This window comes from Rhizobium sp. WSM409 (assembly GCF_057653825.1).
In genome coordinates, this window is the sequence record NZ_JBYGKP010000004.1 from 363,866 (window position 1) to 390,750 (window position 26,885).

The 26,885-nt window shown below is 60.0% G+C and carries 23 protein-coding genes and 3 pseudogenes; 10 read left to right on the forward strand and 16 right to left on the reverse strand.

Annotated elements, in window-relative coordinates:
• Positions 1–7: 7 nt before the first annotated feature.
• The 8 genes from AC25BC_RS32695 (at position 8) to AC25BC_RS32730 (ending at position 8,136) form a co-directional block, all read left to right on the forward strand.
• On the forward strand, positions 8–907 hold the full coding sequence (locus tag AC25BC_RS32695) for an ABC transporter permease (RefSeq protein WP_012760262.1): 900 nt from the start codon (positions 8–10) through the stop codon (positions 905–907).
• Positions 904–1,707, forward strand: coding sequence for an ABC transporter permease (locus tag AC25BC_RS32700; RefSeq protein WP_012760261.1), 804 nt, complete (start codon positions 904–906; stop codon positions 1,705–1,707). The genes AC25BC_RS32695 and AC25BC_RS32700 overlap by 4 nt, the downstream gene beginning before the upstream one ends.
• On the forward strand, positions 1,704–2,792 hold the full coding sequence (locus AC25BC_RS32705) for an ABC transporter ATP-binding protein (protein ID WP_012760260.1): 1,089 nt from the start codon (positions 1,704–1,706) through the stop codon (positions 2,790–2,792). Before AC25BC_RS32700 ends, AC25BC_RS32705 begins: the two co-directional genes overlap by 4 nt.
• A gap of 120 nt (positions 2,793–2,912) precedes the next feature.
• On the forward strand, positions 2,913–3,779 hold the full coding sequence (locus AC25BC_RS32710; protein ID WP_012760259.1) for a TauD/TfdA dioxygenase family protein: 867 nt from the start codon (positions 2,913–2,915) through the stop codon (positions 3,777–3,779).
• Between the two features lie 43 nt (positions 3,780–3,822).
• On the forward strand, positions 3,823–4,476 hold the full coding sequence (locus tag AC25BC_RS32715; protein ID WP_012760258.1) for an RraA family protein: 654 nt from the start codon (positions 3,823–3,825) through the stop codon (positions 4,474–4,476).
• Entirely contained in the window at positions 4,473–5,336 is an 864-nt protein-coding gene (locus AC25BC_RS32720; RefSeq protein WP_026157740.1) for a carbon-nitrogen hydrolase family protein, read from the forward strand. Before AC25BC_RS32715 ends, AC25BC_RS32720 begins: the two co-directional genes overlap by 4 nt.
• Positions 5,337–5,693: 357 nt before the next feature.
• Positions 5,694–6,758, forward strand: coding sequence for an ornithine cyclodeaminase (locus AC25BC_RS32725; RefSeq protein ID WP_128439442.1), 1,065 nt, complete (start codon positions 5,694–5,696; stop codon positions 6,756–6,758).
• Positions 6,759–6,774: 16 nt separating this feature from the next.
• Positions 6,775–8,136 (forward strand): MmgE/PrpD family protein, encoded by a 1,362-nt coding sequence (locus tag AC25BC_RS32730; protein WP_128439443.1) that lies wholly within the window; start codon positions 6,775–6,777, stop codon positions 8,134–8,136.
• Positions 8,137–8,272: 136 nt separating this feature from the next.
• Here the strand turns inward: AC25BC_RS32730 and AC25BC_RS32735 are convergent, their stop codons facing one another.
• Both AC25BC_RS32735 and AC25BC_RS32740 read right to left on the reverse strand, forming a co-directional pair.
• A complete protein-coding gene (locus tag AC25BC_RS32735) occupies positions 8,273–9,667 on the reverse strand; it encodes an amidohydrolase family protein (RefSeq protein WP_128439444.1) in 1,395 nt (464 codons plus the stop codon).
• Entirely contained in the window at positions 9,657–10,367 is a 711-nt protein-coding gene (locus AC25BC_RS32740; RefSeq protein ID WP_041935850.1) for a winged helix-turn-helix transcriptional regulator, read from the reverse strand. The genes AC25BC_RS32735 and AC25BC_RS32740 overlap by 11 nt, the downstream gene beginning before the upstream one ends.
• 612 nt (positions 10,368–10,979) lie before the next feature.
• On the opposite strand from AC25BC_RS32740, the gene AC25BC_RS32745 reads away from it, so the two are divergent.
• Positions 10,980–11,720: a response regulator transcription factor gene (locus tag AC25BC_RS32745; RefSeq protein ID WP_020487174.1), complete on the forward strand. Its 741-nt coding sequence runs from the start codon at positions 10,980–10,982 to the stop codon at positions 11,718–11,720.
• Between the two features lie 1,049 nt (positions 11,721–12,769).
• Here the strand turns inward: AC25BC_RS32745 and AC25BC_RS32750 are convergent.
• From AC25BC_RS32750 to AC25BC_RS32760, 3 genes and pseudogenes are all read right to left on the reverse strand, one after another.
• Positions 12,770–13,680, reverse strand: a pseudogene (locus AC25BC_RS32750) (antitoxin).
• Positions 13,677–14,675, reverse strand: a complete 999-nt coding sequence (locus AC25BC_RS32755; protein ID WP_017997455.1) for a hypothetical protein — start codon at positions 14,673–14,675, stop codon at positions 13,677–13,679. Before AC25BC_RS32755 ends, AC25BC_RS32750 begins: the two are co-directional and overlap by 4 nt.
• A 559-nt stretch (positions 14,676–15,234) precedes the next feature.
• Positions 15,235–15,414: pseudogene (locus AC25BC_RS32760) on the reverse strand (IS6 family transposase); the annotation flags it as partial.
• 256 nt (positions 15,415–15,670) lie between these two features.
• Here AC25BC_RS32760 and AC25BC_RS32765 point away from each other — a divergent pair.
• Positions 15,671–16,381, forward strand: a complete 711-nt coding sequence (locus tag AC25BC_RS32765; RefSeq protein ID WP_012760249.1) for an autoinducer binding domain-containing protein — start codon at positions 15,671–15,673, stop codon at positions 16,379–16,381.
• A gap of 25 nt (positions 16,382–16,406) precedes the next feature.
• Here the strand turns inward: AC25BC_RS32765 and trbI are convergent, their stop codons facing one another.
• The 11 genes and pseudogenes from trbI to traI form a co-directional block, all read right to left on the reverse strand.
• On the reverse strand, positions 16,407–17,687 hold the full coding sequence (trbI, locus tag AC25BC_RS32770; protein ID WP_128439445.1) for an IncP-type conjugal transfer protein TrbI: 1,281 nt from the start codon (positions 17,685–17,687) through the stop codon (positions 16,407–16,409).
• 14 nt (positions 17,688–17,701) lie between these two features.
• Entirely contained in the window at positions 17,702–18,130 is a 429-nt protein-coding gene (trbH, locus tag AC25BC_RS32775; RefSeq protein ID WP_017997453.1) for a conjugal transfer protein TrbH, read from the reverse strand.
• Between the two features lie 2 nt (positions 18,131–18,132).
• Positions 18,133–18,954, reverse strand: coding sequence for a P-type conjugative transfer protein TrbG (gene trbG / locus AC25BC_RS32780; protein WP_128439446.1), 822 nt, complete (start codon positions 18,952–18,954; stop codon positions 18,133–18,135).
• Positions 18,955–18,970: 16 nt separating this feature from the next.
• Entirely contained in the window at positions 18,971–19,633 is a 663-nt protein-coding gene (locus AC25BC_RS32785; protein WP_128439447.1) for a conjugal transfer protein TrbF, read from the reverse strand.
• Positions 19,634–19,652: 19 nt separating this feature from the next.
• Positions 19,653–20,801 carry a P-type conjugative transfer protein TrbL gene (trbL, locus tag AC25BC_RS32790; protein ID WP_050563565.1) on the reverse strand — a complete coding sequence of 383 codons (1,149 nt, stop codon included), beginning with the start codon at positions 20,799–20,801 and terminating at the stop codon, positions 19,653–19,655.
• Positions 20,802–21,020: 219 nt separating this feature from the next.
• Complete coding sequence (trbJ, locus tag AC25BC_RS32795; RefSeq protein WP_128439448.1) at positions 21,021–21,821, reverse strand: P-type conjugative transfer protein TrbJ; 801 nt, start codon at positions 21,819–21,821, stop codon at positions 21,021–21,023.
• Entirely contained in the window at positions 21,793–24,240 is a 2,448-nt protein-coding gene (locus AC25BC_RS32800) for a conjugal transfer protein TrbE (RefSeq protein WP_017997450.1), read from the reverse strand. Before AC25BC_RS32800 ends, trbJ begins: the two co-directional genes overlap by 29 nt.
• A 9-nt stretch (positions 24,241–24,249) precedes the next feature.
• Positions 24,250–24,549 carry a conjugal transfer protein TrbD gene (locus AC25BC_RS32805; RefSeq protein ID WP_012760240.1) on the reverse strand — a complete coding sequence of 100 codons (300 nt, stop codon included), beginning with the start codon at positions 24,547–24,549 and terminating at the stop codon, positions 24,250–24,252.
• On the reverse strand, positions 24,539–24,919 hold the full coding sequence (locus tag AC25BC_RS32810) for a TrbC/VirB2 family protein (RefSeq protein WP_012760239.1): 381 nt from the start codon (positions 24,917–24,919) through the stop codon (positions 24,539–24,541). The genes AC25BC_RS32805 and AC25BC_RS32810 overlap by 11 nt, the downstream gene beginning before the upstream one ends.
• A pseudogene (trbB, locus tag AC25BC_RS32815) lies at positions 24,909–25,881 on the reverse strand (P-type conjugative transfer ATPase TrbB). The gene AC25BC_RS32810 and the pseudogene trbB overlap by 11 nt, the downstream one beginning before the upstream one ends.
• A 13-nt stretch (positions 25,882–25,894) precedes the next feature.
• Complete coding sequence (gene traI, locus AC25BC_RS32820; RefSeq protein WP_020487172.1) at positions 25,895–26,521, reverse strand: acyl-homoserine-lactone synthase; 627 nt, start codon at positions 26,519–26,521, stop codon at positions 25,895–25,897.
• Positions 26,522–26,885: the final 364 nt, after the last annotated feature.

Sequence of the window (26,885 nt, forward strand, 5' to 3'; positions counted from 1 at the left end):
GGTCGCGATGAACACCATCACACTTGCGGTTCCGGCGGCGTCTCTATCTCCAATCAGGAGATCCTACAGTTACATGGCTTTGTCGCCAGCTGCCGTATTCCTGAGCGTCTTTTTCGCGCTTCCGATGGGACTGATGATCGGCATCAGCTTTTCACAAGAGGAAGTCGGTGGATTTTCCGTCGAGAGCTACCGACGGTTTTTCACCGACGGACTTTCGGTTGCTGGATTCTGTCGCACGGCCATCATGTCCGGACTCGTTGCGATCGCGGTTACTGTGCTGGGGTATCCGGTCGCCTATTTTCTGGCTCGTTCCAGGAGCCGGTGGCGCGCGGTCGTCTTTGCCCTTGCGCTGGCACCGGAACTTGCGGGCGTGGTGCTGCGGACCTACGGCTGGCTCATCATTCTGGAAGATCGCGGCTTCATCAACGATGTTCTCCTTGACCTCGGTCTTATTTCGTCGCCGCTCCCGCTTTCGAAGAATCTCTTTGCCGTCGTCGTCGGCCTGACCCACGTCGTGTTGCCGTTCGGCATTCTCTCGCTGATGACCAGCATTCAGGGCATCGACGAAAGTCTCGAGCGCGCGGCGCAGATGCTCGGTGCCTCGCGCGTCTCCGTCGTCCGCCACGTCATCGTTCCGCTTTCCGTTCCGGGAATTGTCAGCTCGCTGCTGCTTTCGTTCACCATGGCCGCGAGCGCCTACGCGACACCAGCACTTCTCGGCGGCGCCGGTTTCAAAGTCCTGGCGACGATGATCTCCGAGCAGGTCCTCTTCTACGTCGACTGGCCCTTTGCCGCCGTCATGGCCAATGCGCTTCTCCTTCTGATGCTGGTGATCTCGTTCGTTGGCGTGCGGTTTGAAACGCGGCACCGTACCAAGCGAAGCGGCGCCGGGAGGGCCACGGCATGAACTGGTTCCTCTCGGTCCTCTTCCGGCTCATGCTGGCCGGTGTGCTCACCTTCATCACGCTGCCACTTGCCGTCGTCATAGCGGCCTCGTTCAGCCCGACCTCCGCGGTGACGTTCCGGCCGTGGGAGTGGACGGCGCGGTGGTACGGCGACCTCGTCTCGCAGCGCTGGCTCCTGCCCTTTCTGCTCAGCGTCAAGGTCGCGGTGATCGTCTCTATCGTCAGCGGCATCATCGGCGTCATGGCAGCCTATGCCATCGTCTATGAAAAGATTCGCGGCAGTGAAGCGGTGATGTCGGTGCTTCTCTCGCCGCTGTCGGTGCCGCAGATCGTCAAGGGCGTAGCGATCGTCCTGTTCCTGTCGCTGGTCGGGCTGCAGTCCTTCCTTGGCACGCCTGCGCTGATCGCCGCCCACATCGTCCTCGCCCTGCCATTCGTCGTGAGAATGGTGGCGACGTCTATTGCGAACTTCGACCGCAATCTGGATCGGGCGGGTCAAATCCTGGGGGCGAGCAAGCGGCAGCGGGTGCAGCACATTCTTTTGCCAGCGATCAGGCCTGGTGTGCTGTCAGGCATGACCTTCGCCTTCATCATCTCCTTCAACAACATTCCGCTGTCGGTGTTCCTGGTTCGACCAGGCGATACGACGCTGCCGATCACCGTCATCAATTACCTCGAATACAGCCTCGATCCGGTGATGGCGGCGGTCAATGTCGCGTCGATGATTTTCATCCTCGCGGTGATCTTCCTTTTTGAAAAGATCGGCGGCTTTTCCGTCAAACTCCATGGTGGCAGCAAATGAGCAGCATCGATATTGAACTCGTCTCCGTCAGCAAGTCCTTCGGGGCGATCTCCGTCGTGAAGGACATCAGCTTGCAGATCCCGCAGGGTGAGTTCGTCAGTATTCTCGGACCCTCCGGCTGCGGGAAGACGACAACGCTCAACATGATCGCCGGCTTCAACCAGCCGTCGTTCGGCGATATCAGGATCCGCGGGAGGAGCCAGGGCCGCGTTCCACCAGAACGGCGAAATATCGGACTGGTGTTCCAGAACTACGCGCTTTTTCCGCACATGACGGTCGCCGACAACGTCGGTTTTGGCCTCAAGATGAAGAGCGTGGCGCGATCGGAGATCGAAAGCGGCGTGGCGTCGGCGCTGCGAAGTGTTCATCTTGAAGACTACGGCGCGCGCTATCCGAGGGAATTGTCGGGTGGACAGCAGCAACGCGTGGCTCTGGCGCGTGCCATTGCGCCACGCCCATCCGTCCTGCTCCTCGACGAGCCGCTCTCGAATCTCGATCTGAAGCTTCGAGAGGCCATGCGGCTCGAACTGAAGGAACTCCAGCAGCAGCTGGGCATGACGTTCGTCTACGTGACGCACGACCAGGAAGAAGCGATGGCAATGTCCGACCGGATCGTGGTGATGTGGCAGGGGGTCATTGCCCAAACGGGCGGGCCTGCTTCGATCTACCGTCATCCGGCGAGCTCATTCGTGGCGGATTTCATCGGGAAATCGAACATCCTCACCATCGAAGGGACGAGTGAGCAGGAAGCCACCCTCGACCTTCACCTGTCCGGGAGCGCGATCAGCTTGCGGGCGAAGCGCCCGCCGAACCGTCAGCAAGCCCGCTTCTGCTGCATCCGGCCCGAAGACATCGCGGTGCTGAACAACACCGGCGACGCCGGCGGGTGCGGCGTCAATCGTCTGTCCGGAACCGTCCGCCGGGTCATCAACCTCGGTCCGTCGCTGGAGCTCGCGGTCGAGATCGATCCGCAGGTCGTCTTGACGGTGCTCACACGCTCATCGCTGTCGGCCTCACTTCCAGTTATCGGCGACGTCGTTGCGCTTTCCATCGATCCAGACGACATCCAGGTCCTGCCGGAATAGCCGATGGCGATCGATACGCTACGCCTATCAATCCGATCCAATCGATATTGGCGATGCGTCGCTCGCCTGCCCTACGATCATCGCGACCTTAGAGGAAGGTCAGCAACAGGAGTTTTAGGAATGCTCACCAAAATAAGGCTTCGCGCCGTTCAGCATGCCAGCAATGTCTGCGGCGATATCGAGGGTTTCGACTTCAATGACTATGACGCCGACGACGTCGCGGCGGTGCGAAAGTTCTGGCTGCAATACGGCGTCGTCCGTTTCAAGAAGGCCGGCATCACCGACGCCCAGCAGGTGCAGTTCTCGCGTCACTTCGGCGAGTTCGTCATCCATCCCAAGCAATTGCAGGAAGGCGGTCATCCGACCCACCCGGAAATCCTCGTCATCAGCAATGCGATGAAGGATGGCAAGCCAAGCGGTGCGATGGGCAATAGCGAGGCGACGTGGCACACCGATACGTGGTTCTACGAACGCCCGCCGGCGGGCGCGATCCTGCGTGCCGTCGCTGTTCCGCCTTCAGGCGGCGACACTTATTTCCTCTCGACCTATATCGCTTATGACACGCTGCCGGCTCCTCTAAAGAACGCCGTCGATGGGCGCCAGATCTTCTTCCAGAACGTCTACGACAAGACGGGCAAGCTCAGGCTTGGCAAGTCCACGCCGAAAAGCCAGGACTTCCGCGAATGGAGCGGCATCGTGCATCCGTTGGTGCGCACACATGGTGAGACAGGCCGCAAGGCGCTTTACCTCGGCGGAACGACTGAAGGCGCGTGGATCGTGGGCATGAGCCGCGATGAGAGCGACGCGCTGCTCGCCGAACTGTGGGATCACACGACGAACACGAAGCACATCTTCGTGCAGCAATGGGATGAGGGCGACATCATGATGTGGGACAATCGTTGCACCATGCACCGCCGCGACTCCTTCGATCCCGCGTCCATCCGGATCATGCATCGCACCACCACTTCCGGCGAACGGCCGGTCTGAGCCGATCCAGGCCTACCGACCGAACAGCGAGAAAGCCCAATCGATGACAGCGTTCTATCAGATGATCGACAGAAGCCCTCCCCTGCCCGCTGACCTGATCGAGCGACTGTCATCGGTTGACACGGCGACCATCGGCCATGTCGAGCACCTGGGATTTGTCGGCGGTGATATCCGACCCGTATTTCCTGCCCGCGTGGCCGGTGCCGCCTTCACCGTCGCGGCTCCAGGCCGTGACGGCGTCATCATCTACAAGGCGATCGATCTACTGTTGCCCGGCGACATCCTGGTGATCTCGCGCGTCGATCGCGACGACATCGCCTGTGTCGGTGGTGGTGTCGCCGCCGCCGCAAAGGCCAAGGGGGCTGCGGGCATCGTTATCGACGGTCCGTGCACGGATGTCGATGAAATCATCGCCACCGGCGTTCCCGTCTGGTGTCGCGGCGTCTCCGCCAAAACCACGAACCGCCAGTTTCAGATTGGTGGCTCGCTCAACGTGCCAATCGCCTGCGGCGCGGTCGCGGTTCTGCCTGGCTATGGGGTGCTTGCGGACAATGAAGGTGTGTTCGTGGCCGATCGCAACCGCTTGAGGATCCTTGCTGACGCGGCATTGGAGCGCCAGAAGCGCTCGGTGGCTGTCCGGTCTCATTTGGCCTCCGGCCGGTCGATCTTCGACTTTGACGAGGAGCCGAGGTCTTGAAAATCGCCCTCGTTCAAATGAGTTCGCAGCCCGATCGGGCCTATAATCTTGCCGAAGCCGCGCGGCTGATGCGCGAGGCTATGATCGGCAGACCCGACCTGATCGTGCTGCCGGAACATTTCGACTGGCTTGGCGGGACGGTCGCCGACAAGAGGCGCGCGGCGGACCGCATACCAGGTGGCGAAGCATATGTCCTCGTTCAGCGGTTCGCAAAGGACAACGCGGTCTGGGTCCATGCCGGTAGCCTGATGGAGCGCCGCGGCCAGGATCACCGTGTCTACAACACCACCGTCGTGTTCAACGCCAAGGGCGAGGAGGTCGGCCTCTACCGAAAAATTCACCTCTTCGACATCACCGCGCCCGATGGAAAGACCTATTCCGAGTCTGCTGCCGTGGCGCCGGGGCGCGATCTGTTCATCTATGAACTCGACGGCCATCGGATCGGCTGTGCAATCTGCTACGACCTGCGTTTTTCGCGCCTGTTCGATCGCCTCGCCGAGGAAAAGGTCGATATCTTCGTCCTGCCCGCTGCTTTCACTTACCAGACCGGGCAGGCTCATTGGGAGGTGCTGTGTCGGGCACGCGCGATCGAATTCCAAGCTTATTTCGCGGCCTGCGGACAGTGCGGAAGCTATGCGATGCCGGACGGGGAACTCCGCCGGACCTTCGGTCATTCCATGGTGTGCGATCCGTGGGGGCAGATTGTGGCGCGGGCCGAAAACGACGTCTGCGTCCTTGTGGTCGAAATCGACCCCGCTCGACTGCCTGAGGTTCGGCGCCTGATCCCGATGGCCGAGCACCGCGTTTTGCTCGCGGATAGGCAGGTTCGCCTGTCCCCCGGCACCAAGTCAAGACGTTGAGATATCAACGCCGCGGCTCGTCGATGCGGCCAAGTTCGACGTGACCGACCTCGAGCGCCCGGTCGAGTTCGTGGAGCGTCACGATCATTGGATTGGGGCTTTCCTCTCTCCAGATCGCTCAAAGACCGCTAGCTGAAGCCACGCCGCGATTCGACCTCCTCCGCGTCAGTCCCTTTTTGCGGCGCTGGCGCGCAAAATTCCGGCCGACCGGTTCCGGCGGACGTGCCTCCAACGTCGCCGAAACTTTGCCTTCTCTTTATCGACGATGCTGAAGCTTCATCAAAGCTTGATCTAGCGGTTCGCAGGCAGGTGCTAGGTTCCGCCTCGAGGAACGACGTCTTGTCGTTGGAGGAGACCATGTTCGACAATGCCACGGACTGCAATGTCCGCTTTCTGACCCGCCAGGACCTGCAGTCGGCCGGCGCGGAACTCACGATCGCGGAAATCCATGCAGCCACGGATGCCGCCTGGGCGGATATCAAAAGCGGGAGGACTGTCGGAGGAAAGGCCGTCCTCTCGCTTCCAGAGGAGGAGTTCTGGCAGCGGCAGAGCGTCGCCCCGTTCAGGCGTGACTTCGTCGACGAGCGCCTCGGCTGGAAATTGTCGGCTCTCTATTGCGTCAATCCGACCCATGGCGGCGTCAAGATCATCGGCGCAAACGCCTTCAATCGGCATCTTGGCCTGCCTCGCTCGACGTCGACCTTCGTCCTTTTGGAAAAACGGACGCTTCGGCCCTTGGCGATACTCGACGGGACGGGGATTTCCGCTCTGAGAACCGGCACCTATGCGTCGAAAGTGGCTGAGCTGTTTGTTCGCTGCCGGGTACCTGTGTCGGGCTTCATTTTCGGATCGGGACCCGTCGCCCGAAGTGTGGTCGAGTGCCTTGATTTCGCCTGTTCCGACCTGATCGGAGACATCTTCATCCGCAGCCGATCGATTGAAGGCGTGGAAAGACTGCTGTCGGACTTCGCTGACCGGACGTCGTTTCGGCTTCATGCCGTAACCGACAACCAAAGACTGAAGGAATGCGCCCTGCTGATCACCGCCACGAATGCCCGCCAGCCGCTGTTTGAGGACGAGGAGTTAAACAGGGGGGCTGTGACGCTTCATCTTGGCGGAGACGAAGTGCCCGAAGCCTATCTGCAGCGAGCCTTGAAAAGCGGGACCGTCGTCTGTGACGACATCAAGACGGTCTCGCGCAGGAACTCGCAAAGCATTGCCCTCCACTTCTCCCGAAAAGGGCTTTCTCTGGAGGAGATCGGTCCGTTGCTTGGCGTGAGGGAGCTCTCCGCGCCGAACGACTGGGTCCGGGAGGCGGACACGCCGGTTTGCGTAACCTGCGTCGGCCTGCCGATGCTCGACCTTTATGCCGTGCAAGCGACCTATGAAAAATATCTCGCTGGCACGCAGGAAAACACCTGAAGGGCTGTCTGAGCTTATGAAGACGCCGACAGATCCCATATACACCACGCACCTCCTCGCCGAGCACGTCCATTCGCTCTCCTCAGCTCCGCCCCCGGTCAGCACCCGTGATACCGCCTTGCGTTGCATTCTCGATCTTATCGGGGCGGCGGTTGCTGGTGCTGCGCTTCAGTGCAGTCGTGCGGCCCGTAATAGCGCTACCGCCCTCTTCGGCAAAGGCGAGGCGGCCATTTGGATGACGGATCGGACCGTGATGCCCATCGCAGCCGTGATCGCCAACGCGACCGCGGCCTCTGCGCTCGACCTGGACGACGGACATCGCGCAGCGCGCGGACATCCGGGCGCCTGTGTCGTTCCCACCGTCTTGACCTTGGCGCCGTTTGCCGGCGTCTCAGCCGATGATGTCCTGTCGGCAATCGTTTCGGGTTATGATGTCGGCGTCAGAGTGGCCGCGGCCCAAAATGCCGAAGGGATTCAGACCCGGCAGTCGGGACGGTGGGCCGCATTGGCCGCGGTTGCGGCAGCGGCGTCACTCTTCAAGGTCGAGCCGGCCTTGATCGCGCAGGCGCTTTCGATCGCCGGCGTGCTTGCCCCCAATCAACAGGCCAATGGAAGTTCAGGCTACTCCCGGCTCACGGGCAATGACGTCAAGGAAGGGATTCCCTGGAGTGCCGCCACCGGTCTTATGGCGCTCGACCTCGCCCGCAACGGCTATACCGGGCCGGAAGATCTCCTCGATCATCCCGGCTATTACGACCGGCAGAGGATACTGGAAGGACTGGGGCAGCGTTTTGAAATTTGCGGCACTTATTTCAAGCCCTATGCCTGTTGCCGCTATATACACCCGGCGCTCGATCGCCTCTTCGATCTTGTGAAGGCTCACGAACTGAGGGCCGCGGACATTGTCTCGGTGGAGGTAGAGACTTTCGGCTGGGCGCTCAAGCTCGGCAACCTGCTTTCGCCCGCGAACCTTGTCGACATTCAATATAGTCTTCCCTATTGCGTCGCCATTGCCGCGATCGAGGGCCGCGGCGCCCTTGCTCCCGTCAGCGAGAGCCTTCTCAATCGGCCGGACCTCACTCACCTCGCGCGTCAGGTGAGGATCACCGTCAATCTTGAGATCGACGCGCTCTTTCCCGCCGAGACTCTGGCGAAGGTGACTGTCGAGACACGGCGGCACAAATACGTCTCGGCACTGGATGGCCCGTCCGGCGATCCCCAGCGCCCGATGGACTGGCGGGCGATCGAAGAAAAGTTTTTGCGCGTCACGCGGCATGTCCTGTCGCCTTCCAAGCAGGGGGCGATCATCGATGGCGTCCTCGGCCTCGCGGCTGGAGAGCTGGACCCACTTCTGCGGCATCTGCGTTCGCCAGGCTAGGACACGGCATCGAGCCGATGCCGACCACTATCCTTGTCGTCAGATGAAACTGACGCAATGACGGGCATTGCCCTCGGCGGTTGACACCCAATTGCGCAAGCGGTCAAAGGCGCCGAGGTCGGCGTCCAACGCCCCGTTAACGGCCCGCTGCCATGGCGTAAGCGTGCAAATCCTCAACCCCCATCGCCGCGTTGAACACCACCAGCTCTCCGTTTGCCACGACATGGCGGACTCGACCGAGATTGTGGTTCTCAACGATGACCACGTCGGCGCGTTTACCCGTTTCCAGCAAGCCACGATCGGCTGCAAGCTCCGGGAGTGTTTTCGAGACGTTGCCGGTCGCAAGCGCGATTGCGGCCGGCAGCAAAAGCTGGCTCTTGCGCACCATTCGCTGGATGGCCGACAGAATACTATCCCAGTCTCCGCCGGCAAAGTCTGTCGATAGGGTATCGACGAGCCCCGCTTCGACCAGAGCATCGATATTTGCGGTGTCATTGCGCCAGCGGGTTTCGATGCAATCGAGCGTCGAGACGTCGATGGCGACGCCGCGCTCCCTCAGTTGCAGCCCGAAACGCACTGCCTCTTCGGGAAGGAACATCGGGTGGTTCGAATGCCCAGCGATGATGCGGGCCTTCGGATATGTCTCCGCAAGCTTCAGCAGCGTCGCCGCGGTGGGTGCCGCATTGTGAAAGATCGCCGGAAAATTGAGTCGTTCAGACGCTGCCGCGATCTCGTCAAAACCCTTCAGTGACAGCGCCACGGGCGGCATCACCGTGTCGCGGATCAGCTTTGTGAGGTCGGACGTACAAATTTTAGCGGCGAGACCGCACTCGATCAGAAGAGCATTGAGTCGCGGAAGATCGGGCAAGCCACGATCGAGATAGCGGCCGAGCACGGCTTCCTTGAGTGCGCGCGCCTCCTTCGGATGGATTGATGTTCCCGTAGCGGCCTCTATAGCCGCAGGTATAAAGCGATAGTCCTGCGCCCCGCCACCAAGCGTCTGCCCGCCGCCTGCTTCTCCGAGTGCCTTTGCGCCTTTGGCGACCATGTCATCGATGCGGGCGATCTTGTGCCGCTCCGATAATCCGCCACCATCAATCGCGATCGCCGCGGCCAGATTGCTCGTGGTATGCGCCGTCGTCAGATGGATATCCATCGCATGGCGCTGGTTCGAGGGGCCATCGATCTCATCCGGCAGCGCTAAGCCGCAGACGTTGAGCAGGGTGGTTGTTCCGGACAGGAGATGTCTGTTTCTGAAGTAGTCGACATCCGTGGGCCGGACGGGCACCGACCCGCTCGGCATGGACGGGCCGTGGATGCACCCATGAGCATGCGCATTGACGATACCGGGAATGACCGTGCATCCGGCGGCGTTGAGGACGACAGCCTCGCTTCGGGCATCGGCCTCACCTGGCGCGACGTCGATGATCCTTGTCCCACGGATGCGCACGACCCCCCGCTCGTGGAGCGTGGTTCCATCGCCGGTGACGATTCGTCCGCCGACGATGACGATTTGAGTCTCAGGGGGCATTTGACGGGGCCTCCGTTTCCGACCAGCCGGTTGCCACGAGCCCATAGCCGACACCGCGAACCGTCCTGATCGGGTCGGTGGGCGCGACCGCCGTCAGTGTCTCACGCAGCCGACCAATGTGAACGTTGATGGTTTTTGGATCGACGAAGACACCTGCCGGCCAGGCTGCCGACGCGAGCTCATGCCTCAGATAGATGCGCCCGGGGTCCTTGAGCAGATGCAGCAGAATGGCGAACTCGAGACGCGGGAGGTGCAACTCGACGCCCCGCCTCCAGACCCGCCGCGCCAGCACATGCATTTCGATGTCGCCGCATGACAATAGCTCCTGCGAAGCGCCTAACTGTGACGAAAGCGGGTGCAATGCGCGCAGGAGGTGGTCCGGTGAAACAGGCCGCACGAAGCTTTCGTCGGCGCCGGCATTGATGAAATCGGCATATTGCCTGGCGGAGTTGGCGCCGACCAGCGCGATGACCTTCAGTCCAGCCGTCGTCGCATCGCCTTTCAAGCTTCCGCAGGCGGAAACCGAATTCGCCACCCTGCCATCGATCACGACGCCCCGCACTCCAGCGGTCCTTGCCGCTGCGATCGCCTCATTCGCGCTGGTCGTCAGGAGCGTCTCAAAGCCGGTCTGCCGAAGTATATGGCGGGCAAACAGGCTGAAATCTGCGTCCGTTGAACCGATGACAATAATCGGCTTCACAGGGCATTCACCGGGGGCTGAGCGGAGTGTGAGGCCGTACGATCCCACGGTGTCTGAGGAAATTCAAATGCTGTGTGCGCCTTGCGTATTAAGAATTATGTCCCGCCTTCCGCGCTGCTTCGCCGATTGATCGTGATTTAGCATGGATGCCCTTCGAGCAGAATTGGAAAGCCCAGGCGAACCCGCGCATCTTCGTTCCATCAGCGACAATCGGAGACGAAAATGAGTGTGGCACGATCGCTCAGCATGAAGAGCTTGGATGATGCTTCGCCTTCACCGTCGAATGGCCCGTCCTCCCCGCAGGCAGGCGTCAGCGGATCTGCCTGTCTCGACTGCGTTGCCTGCCGGCGGCGTCTGTCGGGAAATTGTCCACTGCTTGAACTTCCTGAGCGGCGGCAACAGTCCCGGGCGGGCTCCGGCTGCCGATTGACGAGGTCAGATCGCGTCATTGACGTCTGAAGCACGCCTGTTGCCATCCCCGGTCTATGAGGCGAGGCTGTCAATGCCCGCAAAATTGCAGGTTGGCATCGCCAACCCAACCTGCGATTTCTTCAGCATCGGCGACGTCAATGCACATGCCGATAGCGCGCCAGGAAACTGTGGACGGCGGGAGTGGGATCGGGCACCGGAAAACCGCATCGAGAGAAGAAAACGGAGATCGTGATCGCGGCTGGAGGCGGGGACGTCGGGCAGATGCTATCGGAAGCGATTATCCACAAGGGCATGGTGGCTACGACTGTCACCTTTGCGCGGGCGCGTGCCCTCATCAGCCGGCACCTCTTTGATTTGATGATCCTCGACGCCGTCGTCCGGGCCGAAGATGCGCTTCGTCTGTGCCGGCAAATCCGCGCCGTCAGCACGATCCCGATCATCGCAGTCGTTGCGCAAGGGCGTGAGGACATCATCCTTGCCGCTTTCGAAAGCGGAGCCGATGATTGCATTTCCAGTCCCTTCGGGACCAGGGAAATGATTGCCCGGATCCGCAGCGTGTTGCGACGGGCATCACGTGATCGCGTGATACATAGCCTGTCAAAGCCCTTCCGATTCAATGGGTGGCGCCTCGACTCATGGCAACGCGCATTGCGACGACCGGATGGGACAGTGGTTGAGGTGACGGCGGCCGAGTTCGACCTGCTCGTCGTCTTTTGTCAAAACCCCGGCAGGATACTCAGCCGGGAAGAATTGCTTGCCTCCACTCACGCAGGCCTGGCCGGCCCGATTGAACGGAGCATCGACGTCCACATCAGTCGCTTGCGCCACAAGATCGAGGACAATCCCCACAACCCCATCCTCATCAAGACCGTGCGGATGGGTGGCTATTTCTTTGCCGCGGTTGTTGAAGCCGATGGATAGCGAATTTGCCGGGGTAAGTGCTCTTCGGTTAGGGGGCGATGTCACGTTGTTTCATCAACGCCCGGACAAGGCTTTTATCTGGCCTCAGACTGTTGCACCGGCGGCCGATTTTACGCCTCGGTTAGAGAGGGCGACGGCAAGGATGCGTCCACACACGGCAGTGCTTAAGCGCCGCGGCGTTACGTCGAGACGTACTGGCGCGAGCCGGCCCTGCGGTCTGCACTCACGGGCGCCAGCTGAGCGAGGTACGTCGGTCCGTCGGAAAGCCCCGTAATCGGTGGCTGAGCGTTCCGGCGAGTAGGGCGTGACTCACACAGATCTTGCGGGAATGGCTGCTTGTGGCGCGACTATGAACTTTAGGTCATCGCCAATGTCGGCTCCCGGGGGCCAACACGAGGGCGCAAAGCGGTCGTTGAGCGTGAACCGCAGTTGGCATCGAGCGGATGCCGGACCAGCTTCTTCGCCTTGAAGAGATCAGAACCTACGGCCTGTCACTGAAATCGGCTAAATGCTTACACTGTCGCCCGCAATCGCCTAGAAGATCGCTCTGAGCGCTTCGGCGAGCCGGCCGAATTCGCAAAGACTGTGCTGTTTCTAGCAAGCGAAGACTCGTCTTACACAACGGGCAGGGAACTGAGCGGGCGGCCGCTATTCTATCTGAGGAACGCGCCCAAATTCACCAAGCGCTTCTCGCAGCTTAGGCCGAAGTCAATGAACCGACGTCGCTTTAAAGGCATGTTGTTTCGGGTAAGATGGACGATGTGAACCGGGATCGCTTCAACTTCATACTCTTGCAAGATATAGGTCAGCTTTCCCGCGTTGATAGCAGCATCGGCGTCGTGCTCCAGCACGACGGTTGCGCCGATACTGTCAATGCTGCGTCGACGGCAGCGTCCGGCGACGATACCAGCAGCCTGGGCAGCCAGGGCGAGAGGTTGGGGCTATCGAAGACAACGATCATCGAGCCGTGCAAAATGCCCTCCTTGAACGATGTGAGAGGCCTACACCTGATAACTTCATCCAAGTAACGAGATCCCGCGCTCCGAGCATCACTTGAACGCCATATCAAGCGCGCTTAAAAACTCGAGCATGAGGTCATTGACGGCACGCTGGCGCAAAATCCGGGCTTCTCTGATTTCCGTGTCGTCTGCAGCACCTTCAATTTCGAACTGCGCCACGGCAACGTTGCCTTCGCGCAGGTAGCCTTCGTCTGGCTCCGGATCACAAAAACGGGTGAGCAAATCGTCAGTGCACGTTCGATGACCTCCCGATCGCTTCCCTTCAGAGCCTCTTGGAATTTGGCGATTGCACCGGCGAGCCCGCCTTCTCCGTGTTCGAGGCAGTAGACGAGATCGTGCGCATCTTTGCGCTCACGCCGGTGATCAAAGGCAAACACCTTGAGGCATGTGAATGCCACGATATCGGCGTAGGGGATGGATTCTGTCGAGCGGCCTTTTTCACCCAACAGATCAGCGGTGACTTCCATCCGATCGTGGTGCCCGAACACGAGCGACGCGTGAGGGATATTCACCGCAGAAACATTTCCTTCCGTCGGCAGTTCCTGCAATGCGCCACCCCGGAGCTTCGGATCGTCTGCCAAGAACTCCAGAATGACGAGAATGCCGTGCTCGGTCATGGTCTGCCAACGCCAGTTGACCTTATTGCCCTTGTCATTTCGCGCACGCTCGAAACCCATTTTTTTGAGGTTCTGCTCGAGCGTCCGGTATGCCTCTGTGTCGGCGAGGATCGACAGATCGACGACGACATCGATATCGCCGGTTCCTGCATGAGGCGGGACGTCAGGCGGCCTCTTGGTGACGATGTAGCGCGGTGCAAGCCCACCGACCAGAAAGACGGAATCACGCCAGGGGCCGAGGCCGCTGAAGAGCGTAACCAGGACGCGCTCGCAGTCGCGGGTAACATCGGCACTGTATTCAGTCAGTATCTGGGGCTTTGTCATTCGGGTACCGCGAGTTTTGTCAGCCGAAGATGGTCGGCCAGTTCCTTCGAGCGACCGCTGTCAAGCTGCAGGAGGTCGAGGTAAGTTTGAAGTGGATCTGTGACCCAGACATGACCGACCCGTTGGCGAAACAGAAAGTCATGCCGTGGATTAGAGTCTATAACTCCCAGATTCCAACCCTCTTTGACGGCCTTTGCTCCCAGTTTTCGAAGAAGGCTTTCGCCGCCATGATCGATGCGACAATGGATTTGGGATATTTTCGAGAGGTGCGGTGCATGGATCTGCCCGGCCATGAGCCCGGAAATTTCGTAGCGAACTCCCGTCTCATCGCAGATGCGGTCAATCTCATGGATCGCCTCATCGATATTGGTCATCCGCATATAGTACGAGCGGAGCGGCTTCGGCTTGATCGAAGCGACATAGGAAGACCACTCGTCAAGTAGCGCGCGCGGATTGGAGAGTATCCTTTCCTTCGATGGACCGGCACCCTTGGAGCTCACCCATTCGCGGCGCTCTAGATCGATAAGAACCTGGGATGCCGTTGTCGGAGATACGGATGCCCGCTCGGCCAGTTCATGCACACCGAACCATTGGTCCTTAAATGTCCAGACGGCATGGAGGGCCTGTGCGCGACTTCCAACGAACAGATTGTTGAGCGATCGAGCCTGCTGCTTCGAGGCTGGCTTTTCGACGAGAACAAAGAGATTGTCGGCCGAAAGATAGAGACTGCCGCTACGATCGAAATAACCGACCTTCTCCTCGCGCAGGAGTGCACGTGCACCTGGGGAAATGGTATTGGCCATCAATAAGGGGAGAACTCTGGAATTGCCTGGCGGCATGGCGGCAATGTATTTCTTCAGCTGCCAGATTGCTTCCCTGACGTCTCTTGGAAAAGCTGATCTTTTGACCTCGACAACAAGTTTGAGAGGCGCATCAAAAAATCGCGCATCTATAAGGAAATCTGCGTGAGAGTTTCCCATCTGCGGCTCAAACATGGGCTGGGACGTGATTTCCCCGCCTGCCTCCGTGAGGCTAGCCGTCAACTCACTCAACATATCGAAAGCTATGGACTGTTCCAAAGATATTCCCTGCGCAGCAAATATTACCCTTATGCCGCATATCCGCGAAAATGTCTATATGTACTGCGCAGCAAACAAATAAAAACCCCTGTGCAAGGTCCGGCCTGCGCGGCAAGTACGCATTACCAGGTAAGCAACTACCTGATTTGAAATCGAATTCACGTAGCAACGGGATCAAGCGAAACTCATAGGGGGACCAGCCGACGGCGGATTTCAGCTGCTGGCAATCGGCAACACGGTTGATTTGCCAAACGACCTGAGCCCGCATACTAGTGGTCGAATTCCACATGATCGCCATCGGCGAACTGATCAAGTACCCAGCACACCATCCCCGAAGCAAGCCCCAACCGCGGGCCTGTGCTACTACAACTGCAAACGTTCCAGGCACGTAAGGGCGGGCGTGAGCCCGGCTCTGTGAACGAGCATGAAGTGGCGCGAACGTTTCAGTGTGCGGTGCCTGGTTTTTCGTTTGCCCTCACAATGGCGTCCGCTTCCGATGAAGGTGGATGGCGAGGGCTGAGCGTTTCTGGTGCGGCGGGACGAAGAGATTTCGGACTGCTGAAAAGACTGAGATGAAACGTTGCAAGCCGCCGGTATATCGAAATCCCTGTATCATTCGTTCTCGTTTTCGAAGTGGCACGTGAGAATTTTCAGAGGACGGTGCTGTCCGCGGGCGCCGCAAGCTCGTCGCGGCCTGCTTGGGGCGAGACAGCGACATTATTAAGTTTTGTTGCTCGGGGCGCCAACAGGTTGCAGGACATTTGTGACACATCTAAACCGATCAGCGCAGACGTCACGCAAATACGTCCAGTTTGAGTTTGAAAATCACCAAGGAACATACTCATTGCTGAACGCCATCGCCGATGCCTTGCCCGGGCCGCCAGTCAGATTTCCAGGGAGCACGTGATCCCATGCATGGAAGTTCGCTTTTCGACAGATTGATCGACGCGACGGTCGCCGCCGCCAACGAACATTCCCTCAAGACGGCATTGAGCGACGTTGCTCGAGCGCATGGATTTGAGCGGTTTGCCTACCTTAATCTCCATACCGCAAAGAGCTTTGCCGTTTCAACCTACCAAAAGGAATGGCAATCGCTCTATTTCTCCCGTTCTTATATGGCCATCGATCCTGTGGTGACCGCAGCCAAGCGACTGAGGCGGGCTTTCAGGTGGTCAGCCGATTTCGAACGCCGGCGCGCGGACGATGGCATCAAGGAATTCTACGATACCGCGGCTGAATTCGGGATTCGGTCAGGTCTGTCGATCCCCATCTGGACGGGGTTTGGCCAGTTTGCCATCTTGACGCTGGCCTCAGCCAGGCACCTGGAGACCTCGGGACCGGACGATCTCGACACGGTCGGCGCAGCTGGCGCGGCGGCACTGATCCATGCCCGGCTCCAGGGTACGACCACGCCGACCCAAAGACCGGACTTCATCTTTTCCGATCGCGAGGCGCTTTGCCTGCGATGGGCGGCCGAAGGCCTTCCGATGCACTCCATCGCCGATGTGACGGGCCTGACCTATCACACCGTGCGCTGGGACCTCGATCGGGTAAAGGCCAAGCTTGGCGTCTACACCCAGAAACAGGCCGTGGCGGTCGCAAGCCGGTTCGGGCTGATCTGACGGGCCTAGCTGGCGCGCGTATAGATCAGTTGCGATAAGGGCCTGGGAAAACGACGTCCTGGTCGACCAGCACGTTGAACTTGTAGCCGGGTCTGATTTGAAGTGTCGGCTGGACGTCGAGGTTTTTGCCCACGCTCCGTTCGGATAACCGTCCGAAAACATCCGCGAAATTCCGCCGGGCAGCGTCCGAGGCGGTATCCTCCGTCGAACTCTCCGGCATGGCCATATCGACCCCTGTGCCGATAAGAGCGATGAGAACCGCCGAACCGAACGTTTGAAGGTAATGTCGGTCGACTTGGTCTCGAAAGCCGCCGTAGCCTTCAGCGTCGGTCCCCGCCATGCCGCCGAGCTGAAGGGTCGAGCCGTTGGGAAAGATGATATCGGTCCACACGACCAGCACGCGCGACTGACCGAAAGAGATCTTGTGATCGTAGCGGCCAAAGAGCTTGGCACCTTGCGGGACGAGCAACTGGTGGCCGGTGGCGCTGTCGTAGACATTCTGGCTTGTCTGGGCGGTAATCCGCCCCGGAAGATCGGAGCTTATGCCGGTAATCAGCGTGGCGGGGATGACCGAACCGCGTTTCAGCTCGTAGCGTGAAATCTGAGGCACCACCTTGTTCGGCAGATAGCCGAGATCCTTGATGTCTTGGTTGAAGAATGATTCTTTCGCTGACTGCATGTTGGGATCGCCGTTTTGCCCTGAAAGTCCTGCCTGCATCGCCGCGGCGTACAGGTCTGAGGCCCCGCCAGGTGTTTTTGCGCTTTGGGTATTCGCCTGCGTCGTATCGGCGGCGGAAAGATCCTTTAGACTGACATCGACGGCAAGTGGTGAATCAAGTGCTGCGGCTTTGGCTTGAAGACTTGCCATTTGCTGGCGATGGCGCTCCCGCAGGAATTGCTCTTTCTGCTCACGCCCGAGGCGGGCAAGCCATTCTTCCTCCGGCTCGAGACCGGGCTTATTGCGCGCCCTTTCGGTCTTTTCGGTTTCGACCGTGTGTTGCGACTTCTCCTCTTGCCTGTTGCTGACCGGTGCCGGCTGATAGATCTGTGTCTGCTCGGGATCGCCGATGATGGCATCCTTGACGCCTCGCTTCAGCTGATCGGCATAAGTGGAGGCCGACGCATTCGAGGTCTGACCAATGCCATCCGCCCCTTGAAAATAAAACCCGCGGGACGAAAGACCGTAGCTGATCACGCCGAGAAAGAGCACGATCAGGGCGATGGCGATGATGATCGGGATGCGGTTCAGCCGCTTGTTGCTGCTGTCCTTGTTTGAAGCGCCGCCAAGCTGAAGCGATTGGACCACCCCCCTCTCCTCCCCTAATTGCGCCTGACAGAGACGGGGCTGGCCGGCGATGCGCCGGTCGCGCTAGTGGCGTAAGCCCGCGCGAGTTCAATCGAACCTGCCGATATCGAAACAAGCGCCTGCCCCTCAAGGTCGTCGACGCCATAGGTTAGCGCGACCATGCGTTTCGTCTCGTCGAGCTTCTGCTCCGTCACGACCTCGTAGCCCCATGCCTTCAGGGCGGCTTCCATGGCCTGCCCGAAGGGCGTGGCGTCCTCGTTCCATTTGACCTTGTTGATCCCCGGGCCCACCTGTTCCGCAAGCCGACCGACCATGTCGCCTGCGATCGCACTGGCGGCAGGGTCGGAGAGGTCGCGCGAGACTGAGCTAGCGGTAGGGCCGTCGGTGGCGGTCGTGCAGCCTGCAAGCAGGCACCCGATGACGGATAGTAGGAGGCTTCGCATGGTCACCCTCCCCTGCGAATGGTGATCTTCTGTTTGTGCTTTCCAACACCGGAGATGAGAACCGCGCGGTCGATATTATAGTCCACTACCATCATGTCGTTCTTCATACGGTAGTTGACGACCCGATTTTGGCCGCCTGAGACGACAAAAAGCACCGGCGCGTCCTGACCGGCGATCGAGCGGGGAAACTGGATGTAGGTCTTCAGGCCGTCCGAATAGACGCGCATGGGCTTCCACGAGGCTTTGCCGCTAACCGAATAGGCGAAGGTCAATTGCTCCGACGGGACGCCTGCTCCCGGCGTCCTTCCAGCTTCGAGACGGGCGTTGACATCGGCAAGCTTGCTCGACACATCCTCCGGATAGTCGAAGCCGACGCGCGCCATGTACTGGCTCGTGTGTGATTTGAGCTGGATATGATAGGTCCGGCGCGAGGTCGTCACCACCATGGAGGTGACGAGGCCTGGTTCCGACGGTTTGACGATGAGGTGGATCGCCTGGCCGCCCGCGGCGCCGGACGTTGCCGGTTCGACCTTCCATCGAACGGTGTCGCCGACAAGCACATCGCGAACGACCTCGCCGCCCTGAAGCTCGATGTCGCAGACCTGCAGCGGCGAACACACCACCGACGGCTGAGTTTCTCCAAACAGGAAGATGACCTTTCCATCCGCCCCCTTGGTGACGAGCCCCGTGCCCCCGCGCCACTTTCCTGAGAGGTTCGCGCCCTTTGCTTCGTTTGCGGTCATGCTCTGCGCCTTGGCTTCGTCTGTCGCAAAGACGACGACCCAGGCGCAGCCAAGGGCCGCGAGATATGTTGCTCTTCTCATCGACGTATCCCTGTCCTCAAAGCTGCGCGGTCCACTCGAAGTCTTTCAGATAAAGACCGATCGGATTAAGCCTGATCACGCCCTCGTCCTGTGGTGCCGTCAGCGTAACGGTCGCAATCCCGCGGTATCGGCGTGTTCCGGTTTCCTTTCCCTTCCGATCGCGCTCGAACTCCGTCCAGTCGATCTGGTAGGACTGGTTGGAGAGGGCGACGATGTTGCTGACTTCGATCGCAACTGTCGCGTTCTTGGCTTTCTCGAACGGCGAATTGCCGCGGAACCAGGCGTTGATTTTCTCGGTCGACGGATCGGATGTCCGAAGCAGCGCATACGTCCGATCGATGTATTGCTTTTGAACGACGGCGTCTGGCGTCACCGACCGGAAGCTCGTGACGAAGCCACCGAGCGTGGCGCGAACCACCCGCGGGTCGGCATATTCGATCTGCTGAGGAAAACCCGCGCTGACCGAGGTCCCAAGCTTGTCGACCTCGACGATATAGGGGACGAGTTTGACCTGCGTGCTCAAATAGAGCGCATAGACGAAGCCGATCACGGCCATTGCCAGTGCGATCATGCCGACAACGCGCCAGGCCGCCGCCGCCCTGACATAGGAACCATATCGTTCGTTCCATTCCTGCCCGGCGGCGAGATATGGGTTCTCAGGGGCGCGTTGCATTGCCATCGACCGATCCTTGCGGTGATTATTTTTTGTCGTCGCGGAGCGGCGACGGGCGTAAACCGCCGCGTGCCTGCGCCTGATCGAGTTTCGCATTGGCGAGGCCAAGAAGAGAGCTGGCATGGGCGCCGGGTGAGCCGATCGCCTTTTCCTTGGCCGCGGATCCGACCGCTTCGCCCGTCGCGCTCAATCCCGCACCAACACCGCGCAAGGCAGCGCCCGCTATGGACGCACCCTCGGCACGCGCAGCACGCGCGGCGGCAAAGCCCGCGCTGGCGCCACCGCCAGCTAGAATCCCTGCGCCCAGTGCGAATGATCCCGCCTGCCCGCCATGGCGGATCACCTCCATGCCGCCGCTGACGGAGACGCCTTGGACGACACCCTGCAGAATGTTTGGGACGTAGATTGATATCATGAAGACGACAACTGATAGGCCAGCGATCGCCAAGCTGGTGATGAGTTGCTGTTCAGCCGCGACCGACACCTCGGCCAAGCCGATGAGAACCTCCGAGCCGATGCGCGCAATCATTACCAGTGCCATCAGCTTCATACCGACTGAAAACGCATAGACGAGATATTTGACCGCGAAGTCCTTGGTGAAGGATGAACCACCTAATCCAAGCATGATCATGCCGGCCAACAAGCCTACATACATTTCGACGATGACAGCGACGAACACCGCGGCGACGAGCGAGAACGCGATGACGACAACAACCATGGCGAAGACGGCGGCAATAGCCAGAGAGTTGTCCTCAAAGAGGCCGAACTGAACCTGTTCGGACATTTTGTCCGCGACCTCTATGCCAGCGTCGAAGATCGCGGCCGGAGAAGCGGAGCCACCTTCCGCGCCCAACTGGTATAGGCTGTCCACCACCGCTTTGGCGAGGGCTGGTCCCCGATCCAGGATAAAGGCGAAGAGACCGACGAACATGATCCGGCGAACGAGTTCCGCGAACCAACTATCCAGTGACGCAGCTTGCAGCGCCAGCCATACGGCTGCTATTCCAATTTCTATCCCAGCCAGTATCCAAAAGAGCGACCGAGCTGCCCGTGACACCGTCGACTCCCAATCCTTCGCGGCACTAACCACCTGGTTTTCCAACGTCGAGAGCACCGATCCTTGCTGGGCGAAGGCTGGCCCTACCGCCACGATCGCAAGGCCGATCGCAAGCATGATCAATCCGAGTGTTCGTCCTGAGTTTACCACCTTGTCCGCATCTCCTGTCCTTGCCTCAGATTCCGTTTCGTCAACGGCTTAAAGAAATCCTCAGGCGTTGTTCGGCGGCTGTCGCGGTCGTCGAGGCAGGATGGGAATGTGTATCCACCATGATGAGGACCGCTGCGGTGGCCACTCCAACCGTACCCACACGGAAGGCAATGATCGCGACAGGGCTCACCAGCGCGGCTCCATCATTTGTCCATCTGGGATTCCTCTTCCCGCGGGTTCGAAAAACTTCTCTCTTCTCTTCTGCGCCAGGTCCTTGTCGGTCTGGTTTGCCTGCAGCCAGGTGCCCATCATCGTCATTTGCTGGGAAAGTAGACCGCGCAGCTTCTGCATCTGGGCGACCTGCTGCGCCGCGATCTGGTGGCCGACCTGCAGGGCCCTCATCTGCCCATCCGCGCTTTGGGACATCGAGCGGAGTGAGGCCATGGTGGATTCTTCGGTCTCGAACTGGTCCGCCGTCAGGCTTGCGGCGTTCAAACTGCCCGCGATCGTGTCACGGTTGGTGTCGGACCAAGACTGATAGGTCGAGGAGAAGCTCGTCCCGTCCGACAGACTGGTCTTGAGATCCGCATAGCTCGGGAAGCGCTGTTTGAGGATATCGTCGGCGTTGCCCATGGAAAACGCGATCCCCTGCCCTTGCGAGACGACACTCTGCAGGCGCTTGAGGTCGCTCTCGACTTCGCCCCAGATGTGGTTGGGCAGCTGCGCTGTATTCTGCAGCATGTTTTGGTAGATTTTCAGCTGGTTCTGGATCTGCTCGGCGAGCTGGCTGATCTGGGTAAGCTGGTTTTCGACCTGGACGCCGGAGCTTTCGAGCAACTTGATCAGCTCGGCATTGTTGGCAAGTTGTGTCCATTCCGTTGCAGCGCCCGTCGCGCTGCCGGCGTTTGCAGGATCAGGCAGAACGAGCGCGCTTGACAGGGCTGCGACCATCAGAAGCCTATGCGTCTTTGAGAAGCGATGCAGCATCCTTGATCCCTCTTTTGTGGAGCCAGTGCAGCGGCCATTCAGGGCCATGTTCTTCATGAAGCGCACGGATGTGCTTCAAGTCGTCCTTACTCGAGGCGCCCACGAACGACAGCGTCAGCGGGCCAAGAGCCATGTCGAACAGGCGGCGCCCTTCGGGTGACGCGACGTAATATTCCCGTTTCGGTATGGCGGTCGCGACGATCTCGATCTGCCGTCGGTTAAAGCCGATCCGCTCATAGAAATCGCGGGTCCCGGTCTCGCGGGCTGCCCCATTCGGCAGGCAGATTTTCGTTGGGCAGCTCTCTTTCAGGACGTCGATGATGCCAGAGCGTTCGGCATCCGAGATCGACTGGGTGGCAAGCAACACCGCGCAATTGGCTTTGCGCAGCACCTTGAGCCATTCCCGGATTTTGTCGCGGAACACGGGATGACCGAGCATCAGCCAGGCCTCGTCGAGGACGATGAGGCTTGGCGCGCCGGTGAGGCGTTTTTCGATGCGGCGGAAGAGATAGGTGAGCACCGGCACGAGATTGCGCTCGCCCATGTTCATGACCTGCTCGATTTCAAACGTCTGAAATAGCCCCAGTGCGAGGCCGTCGGTCTCGGCATCGAGCAACTGGCCCATCGGGCCGTCGACGGTGTAGTGATGGAGAGCATCCTTGATCTCGCGCATCTGAACGCCACTGACGAAATCCGAGATCGACCGACCCGGAGCCCCGTCCATCAGGCCGATCTGGCGGGAGATGGCGTTGCGGTGATCGGGCGTGATCGAAATGCCCTGCATCGCCACCAAGCTTTCGATCCACTCGGACGCCCAGGCACGATCGCCGTCCGACGACAGTTCGGACAGCGGGCAAAAGGAGAGCCCGGTGTCTTCGTCGCCGCCGATCTCGTAGTGATCGCCGCCGCAAGCAAGTGTCAGCGGCAGCATCGAACGGCCTTTGTCGAAGGCGAAGATCTGGGCGTTCTCGTAGCGGCGGAACTGTGCAGCGATCAGCGCAAGGAGCGTCGACTTTCCTGAGCCGGTCGGACCGAACACCAGGGTATGGCCGACGTCATCGACATGAAGGTTGAGCCGAAAGGGCGTCGAGCCGGTCGCGACCTGCATCAGCGGTGGTGAATCGGGTGGGTAAAACGGGCAAGGTGCCTGCGGATTTCCGGACCAGACGGAGTTGAGCGGGATGAGATCGGAGAGATTGCGCGTGTTGATCAGCGGCTCGCGAATGTTGCAATACCAGTTTCCAGGCAGGCTCCCCAAATAGGCGTCGGTCGCATTCAGCGTCTCGATTCGTGCGCCAAAGCCCTCGGCCTGGATGAGACGCCGGATCGCTTCCGTCTTTTCGTTAAGTCGTTCCGCATCGTTGTCGAACAGCACGACGACCGGCGTGTAATATCCATAAGCGACGAGCTGTGACGATGCTTGTGCGATTGCATCCTCGGTCTCGGCGACCATCGATATTGCGTCCTGGTCGACCGAACGGCTTTGCGTCTGGAAAAGTTGGTCGAAGAAAGGTCGAACCTTCTGCAGCCACTTCTTGCGGGTCCGCTCAAGGCGTACCCTCGCCTCCTCGGCGTCGAGGAAAATGAAGCGCGACGACCATCGATAGCCAAGCGGCATCGCATCCAGGCTGTTCAGGATGCCCGGCCAGCTTTCGGATGGAAGGCCGTCGATTGCCACCACGCCGAGAAAACGGTCCTCCACCTTGGGAGCAAGACCGTGCTGAAGCTCGGCGGTCACGATCCAGTCGATATACATTGGGATATCGGGAAGTCGGACAGGGTGGTTCTCGCCCGTCACGCAAAAGCGGACGAATTGTAGCAGTTCGTCATAGCGAGCAACGCACGCGCCGCCGCGCTCGGCGGTCTCCCGGGTCAGCATTCGCCTGATGGAAATGATATTGGCGAGATACTGTTCGACTTCCCGGATCGCATTGCGGAAGATGAAGAGCACGGTGTCGGCATAGGATTGCTTTCGACTGTCTTCGTCGGAATAGATGTACTTGCTGAGCCTCGATCGACGCTGCTCGGTCGGCCGATAGGTGGCGATGATGGCATGACGGCTTTCGAAATGCCCCTGCTCGCGCTCGAAGTGGGCTCGTCGTTCCTCGTCGATCGCCTGCGTCACCCGATCGGGGAAATGCGATTTCCCAGCCGAGGCGTAGTCGACCGTTGCGAGTCGCACCGCCTCCACCTGGATCATCCAACCGGACCCGAGACGTGACAATATGGCGTTGATCTGGCGCGACACCTCGTTCCGTTCGAAATCGGTGGAGCTTTCGGAATCAGGCCCGGCAAAATACCAGCCGGCCATCAGTGAGCCATCCTTGAGCAGGATGATCCCGTTATCGACAAGCCCTGCGTAGGGGACGAGATCGGCGAAGGACGGCGCCGTGTGCCGGAAAGCGCGAAGGGATACCATCTTTGCCCCTCAGTAACGTCGCCAGGGGGAGGACGTGGCCCTGTAGGAGGGTCTGTAGGCCATGTGGCGGATATACACGCGTCGCATCAGCGGATCGGCCTTTGCCATCATTCTCAACGCTGCGACGATGACGGTCCACAGCGCCGCACCGAACAGCGCGGAATAGATCGTCAGGACGACAAAGATCAGGATGATCGCCGCAAGTCCCGTGATCAGAACCAGTTCCCGGTCCGCACCCATCAGGAGGTTGGGGCGCGAAAGCGCGCGATGTATGGGATTGCGCTGCAAGGTGGTCGCCTCAACCGCCATTACCTGCCCTCCCCTCTTCGCCATCGCGGGCCTTCAGCTTGTGATCGGCAATGCCGATAGAGGCGCCGGTCGCGCCAAAAAGGGCGACGATCTGGGTCGCGCCAAGCAGAATGCCGGCAACGAGCACCACGTACATGAGCCGGCGTGCGAAGTCGTTGAGTTCTCCGCCGAAGATCAACATGCCGCCTGCGATTGCGACAGCAGCAAGCGCGATAAACCCGGCAACCGGACCGGTGATCGATTCTTGGATTTGTTGAAGAGGATCTTCCCAGGGCAGGCCGCCGCCCGAACTTGCCCAAGCCGGGTCGGCAAGGATGAAGGCCAATACAAGCGCGATGGCGGCGAGGTCTATCGAGCGTTCAAGCCGCATGCTGCAGGTCTCCACGAGTCTCGAGCTGATATTCGCCGCCTATAAATCCATGAACGCGCAGGATGTCGCTGACGCGGCGGCCTTTTGGGGTTCGATCGATCGAGATGATCAGGTCGACTGCCTCGCCTATGACTGCTTGTACCGGTTGCCTGCTCACCTCGGCGGTCAGTTGCTCCAGCCGTCGAAGCGCCGATTGCGCGGTATTTGAATGGATGGTCGCCACGCCCCCGGGATGGCCCGTGTTCCAGGCCTTGAGCAGAGTGAGCGCTGCGCCGTCGCGAACCTCGCCGACGATGATCCTGTCCGGCCGCAATCTCATCGTGCTCTTCAGGAGTTGCGCCATGTCGACACGATCGCTTGTGCGCAATGCGACCGCGTTGCTGGCGGCGCATTGGATCTCGACCGTGTCCTCCAGAATGACCAATCGGTCGTTCGGAGCCTGCTCGGCGATCGCTGCGACGACAGCATTGGTCAGGGTCGTCTTGCCGGACCCTGTCCCCCCGCAGATGACCATGTTCCACCGCTTATCTATCGCCTGGCGGATCATGAGGGCCTGACCGGCCGTCATGGCGCTGCTTGTCAGATAGTCTTCGAGCCGGATGCGCTGCGACGCCCGCCGCCCGCCGGCGGATCGAAAAACACGGCGCGGGGACGATCGGGGGCAGCAGGCCCTCGAAACGATGGCCGCCAAGGGGCAGTTCACCGGAGACGATCGGCTTTCGGTCGCCCACCTCGGTATTCAACACGTGTGCAACGCAGCCGATGGCGACCTCGGCGGCGCGCTTGTCCATTTGGCCGGTATGGACGATCCCGCGTCCCAGACGCTCCACGAACAGATTTCCGTCGGGGTTCAGCATGATTTCGACGACGCTCGGGTCGTTGAGGGCAAGGCAAAGTTCCTCGCCAAGGGCGTCTTCGAGTTTGCGGATAAGGCGCGGCAGCGCCAGGTTGGGTATCGACATCGCGGCTGCCTGCTTATGCCGCATGCTGGCGCCGCGCACCGAATGCGGAGCGGTAGGCGTGCGGTCGGACCCGTTCGAAGTTCTCCCACTTGACCGGCAGGATGCCGGCCACGCTCAGCGTCTCGTTGATCATGATCGGCTGACCAAGGCGCTGCATCGGCCAGCCGGCGCGCCGCAAGATTCGCTCGAAGCGAACATCGGTGGCTGTTGCGATTTCGCGGTAACCGTGATGGAGGCACCATTCGAGGATGCCTGCGAACATGCCGAACGTGACGTCGCTCAGGCCCCCTTCCCTGGCCCCACGGGAACCCGCGGTATCGACGCAAAAACGAGAGCTTTCGATCATGGCCGGATCGGCGTCGAGCCGTCCTGCCGAAAGAAGCTGCGGGAAGACCTGCTGCAGCATGGTAGGACCGATGGCCGGCAGCAGCCGTGCGCAGCCGATCACCACATCGCCATCCGATAGGGCAAGAATATAGGTCGGCCCGAATTCGTCGAATTGATCGCGCTCCCGCCCGTTGGACCTGGACACGTTCCAGGCGAGACGGTCGGCGAAAACACGCGACCGCAGCCGGTACATTTGATCGAGAAGTGCTGCGTCCTTGCGCGATTTTGTCGTCTTGAGTGCTATCAGCTTCATCATCCCACTCCGCAATTAGGCTGGTCTGCGGATGCTGTTTTGCGGAAAGCGGCGGTTTGGTTCCAGTCGCAAATCTGCGAGTCGCGCATCGGTCAGGGCCGATGGTGACGCCGGGTTGGGCGCCGGGACGGTCGGCCCATATTGGGCCGCACCCGCAAAACTGCGGGTACAGAGACGGGCGCTGGAGGCCGCGGGATCGTCTTAAGCATATGAAAAATATGGTGAAGGCCAGCAACAGGTTGCCGGCAGCGGGTCATTCGTTAAGTTTTCGTTAACCAAAGAACATTTGACGACTCAGGCGAGAACTGCAACCCTTGCGACGGAAAATGCGCGATGATCGGTGAAAAACCGTCGCGAGGTGAAA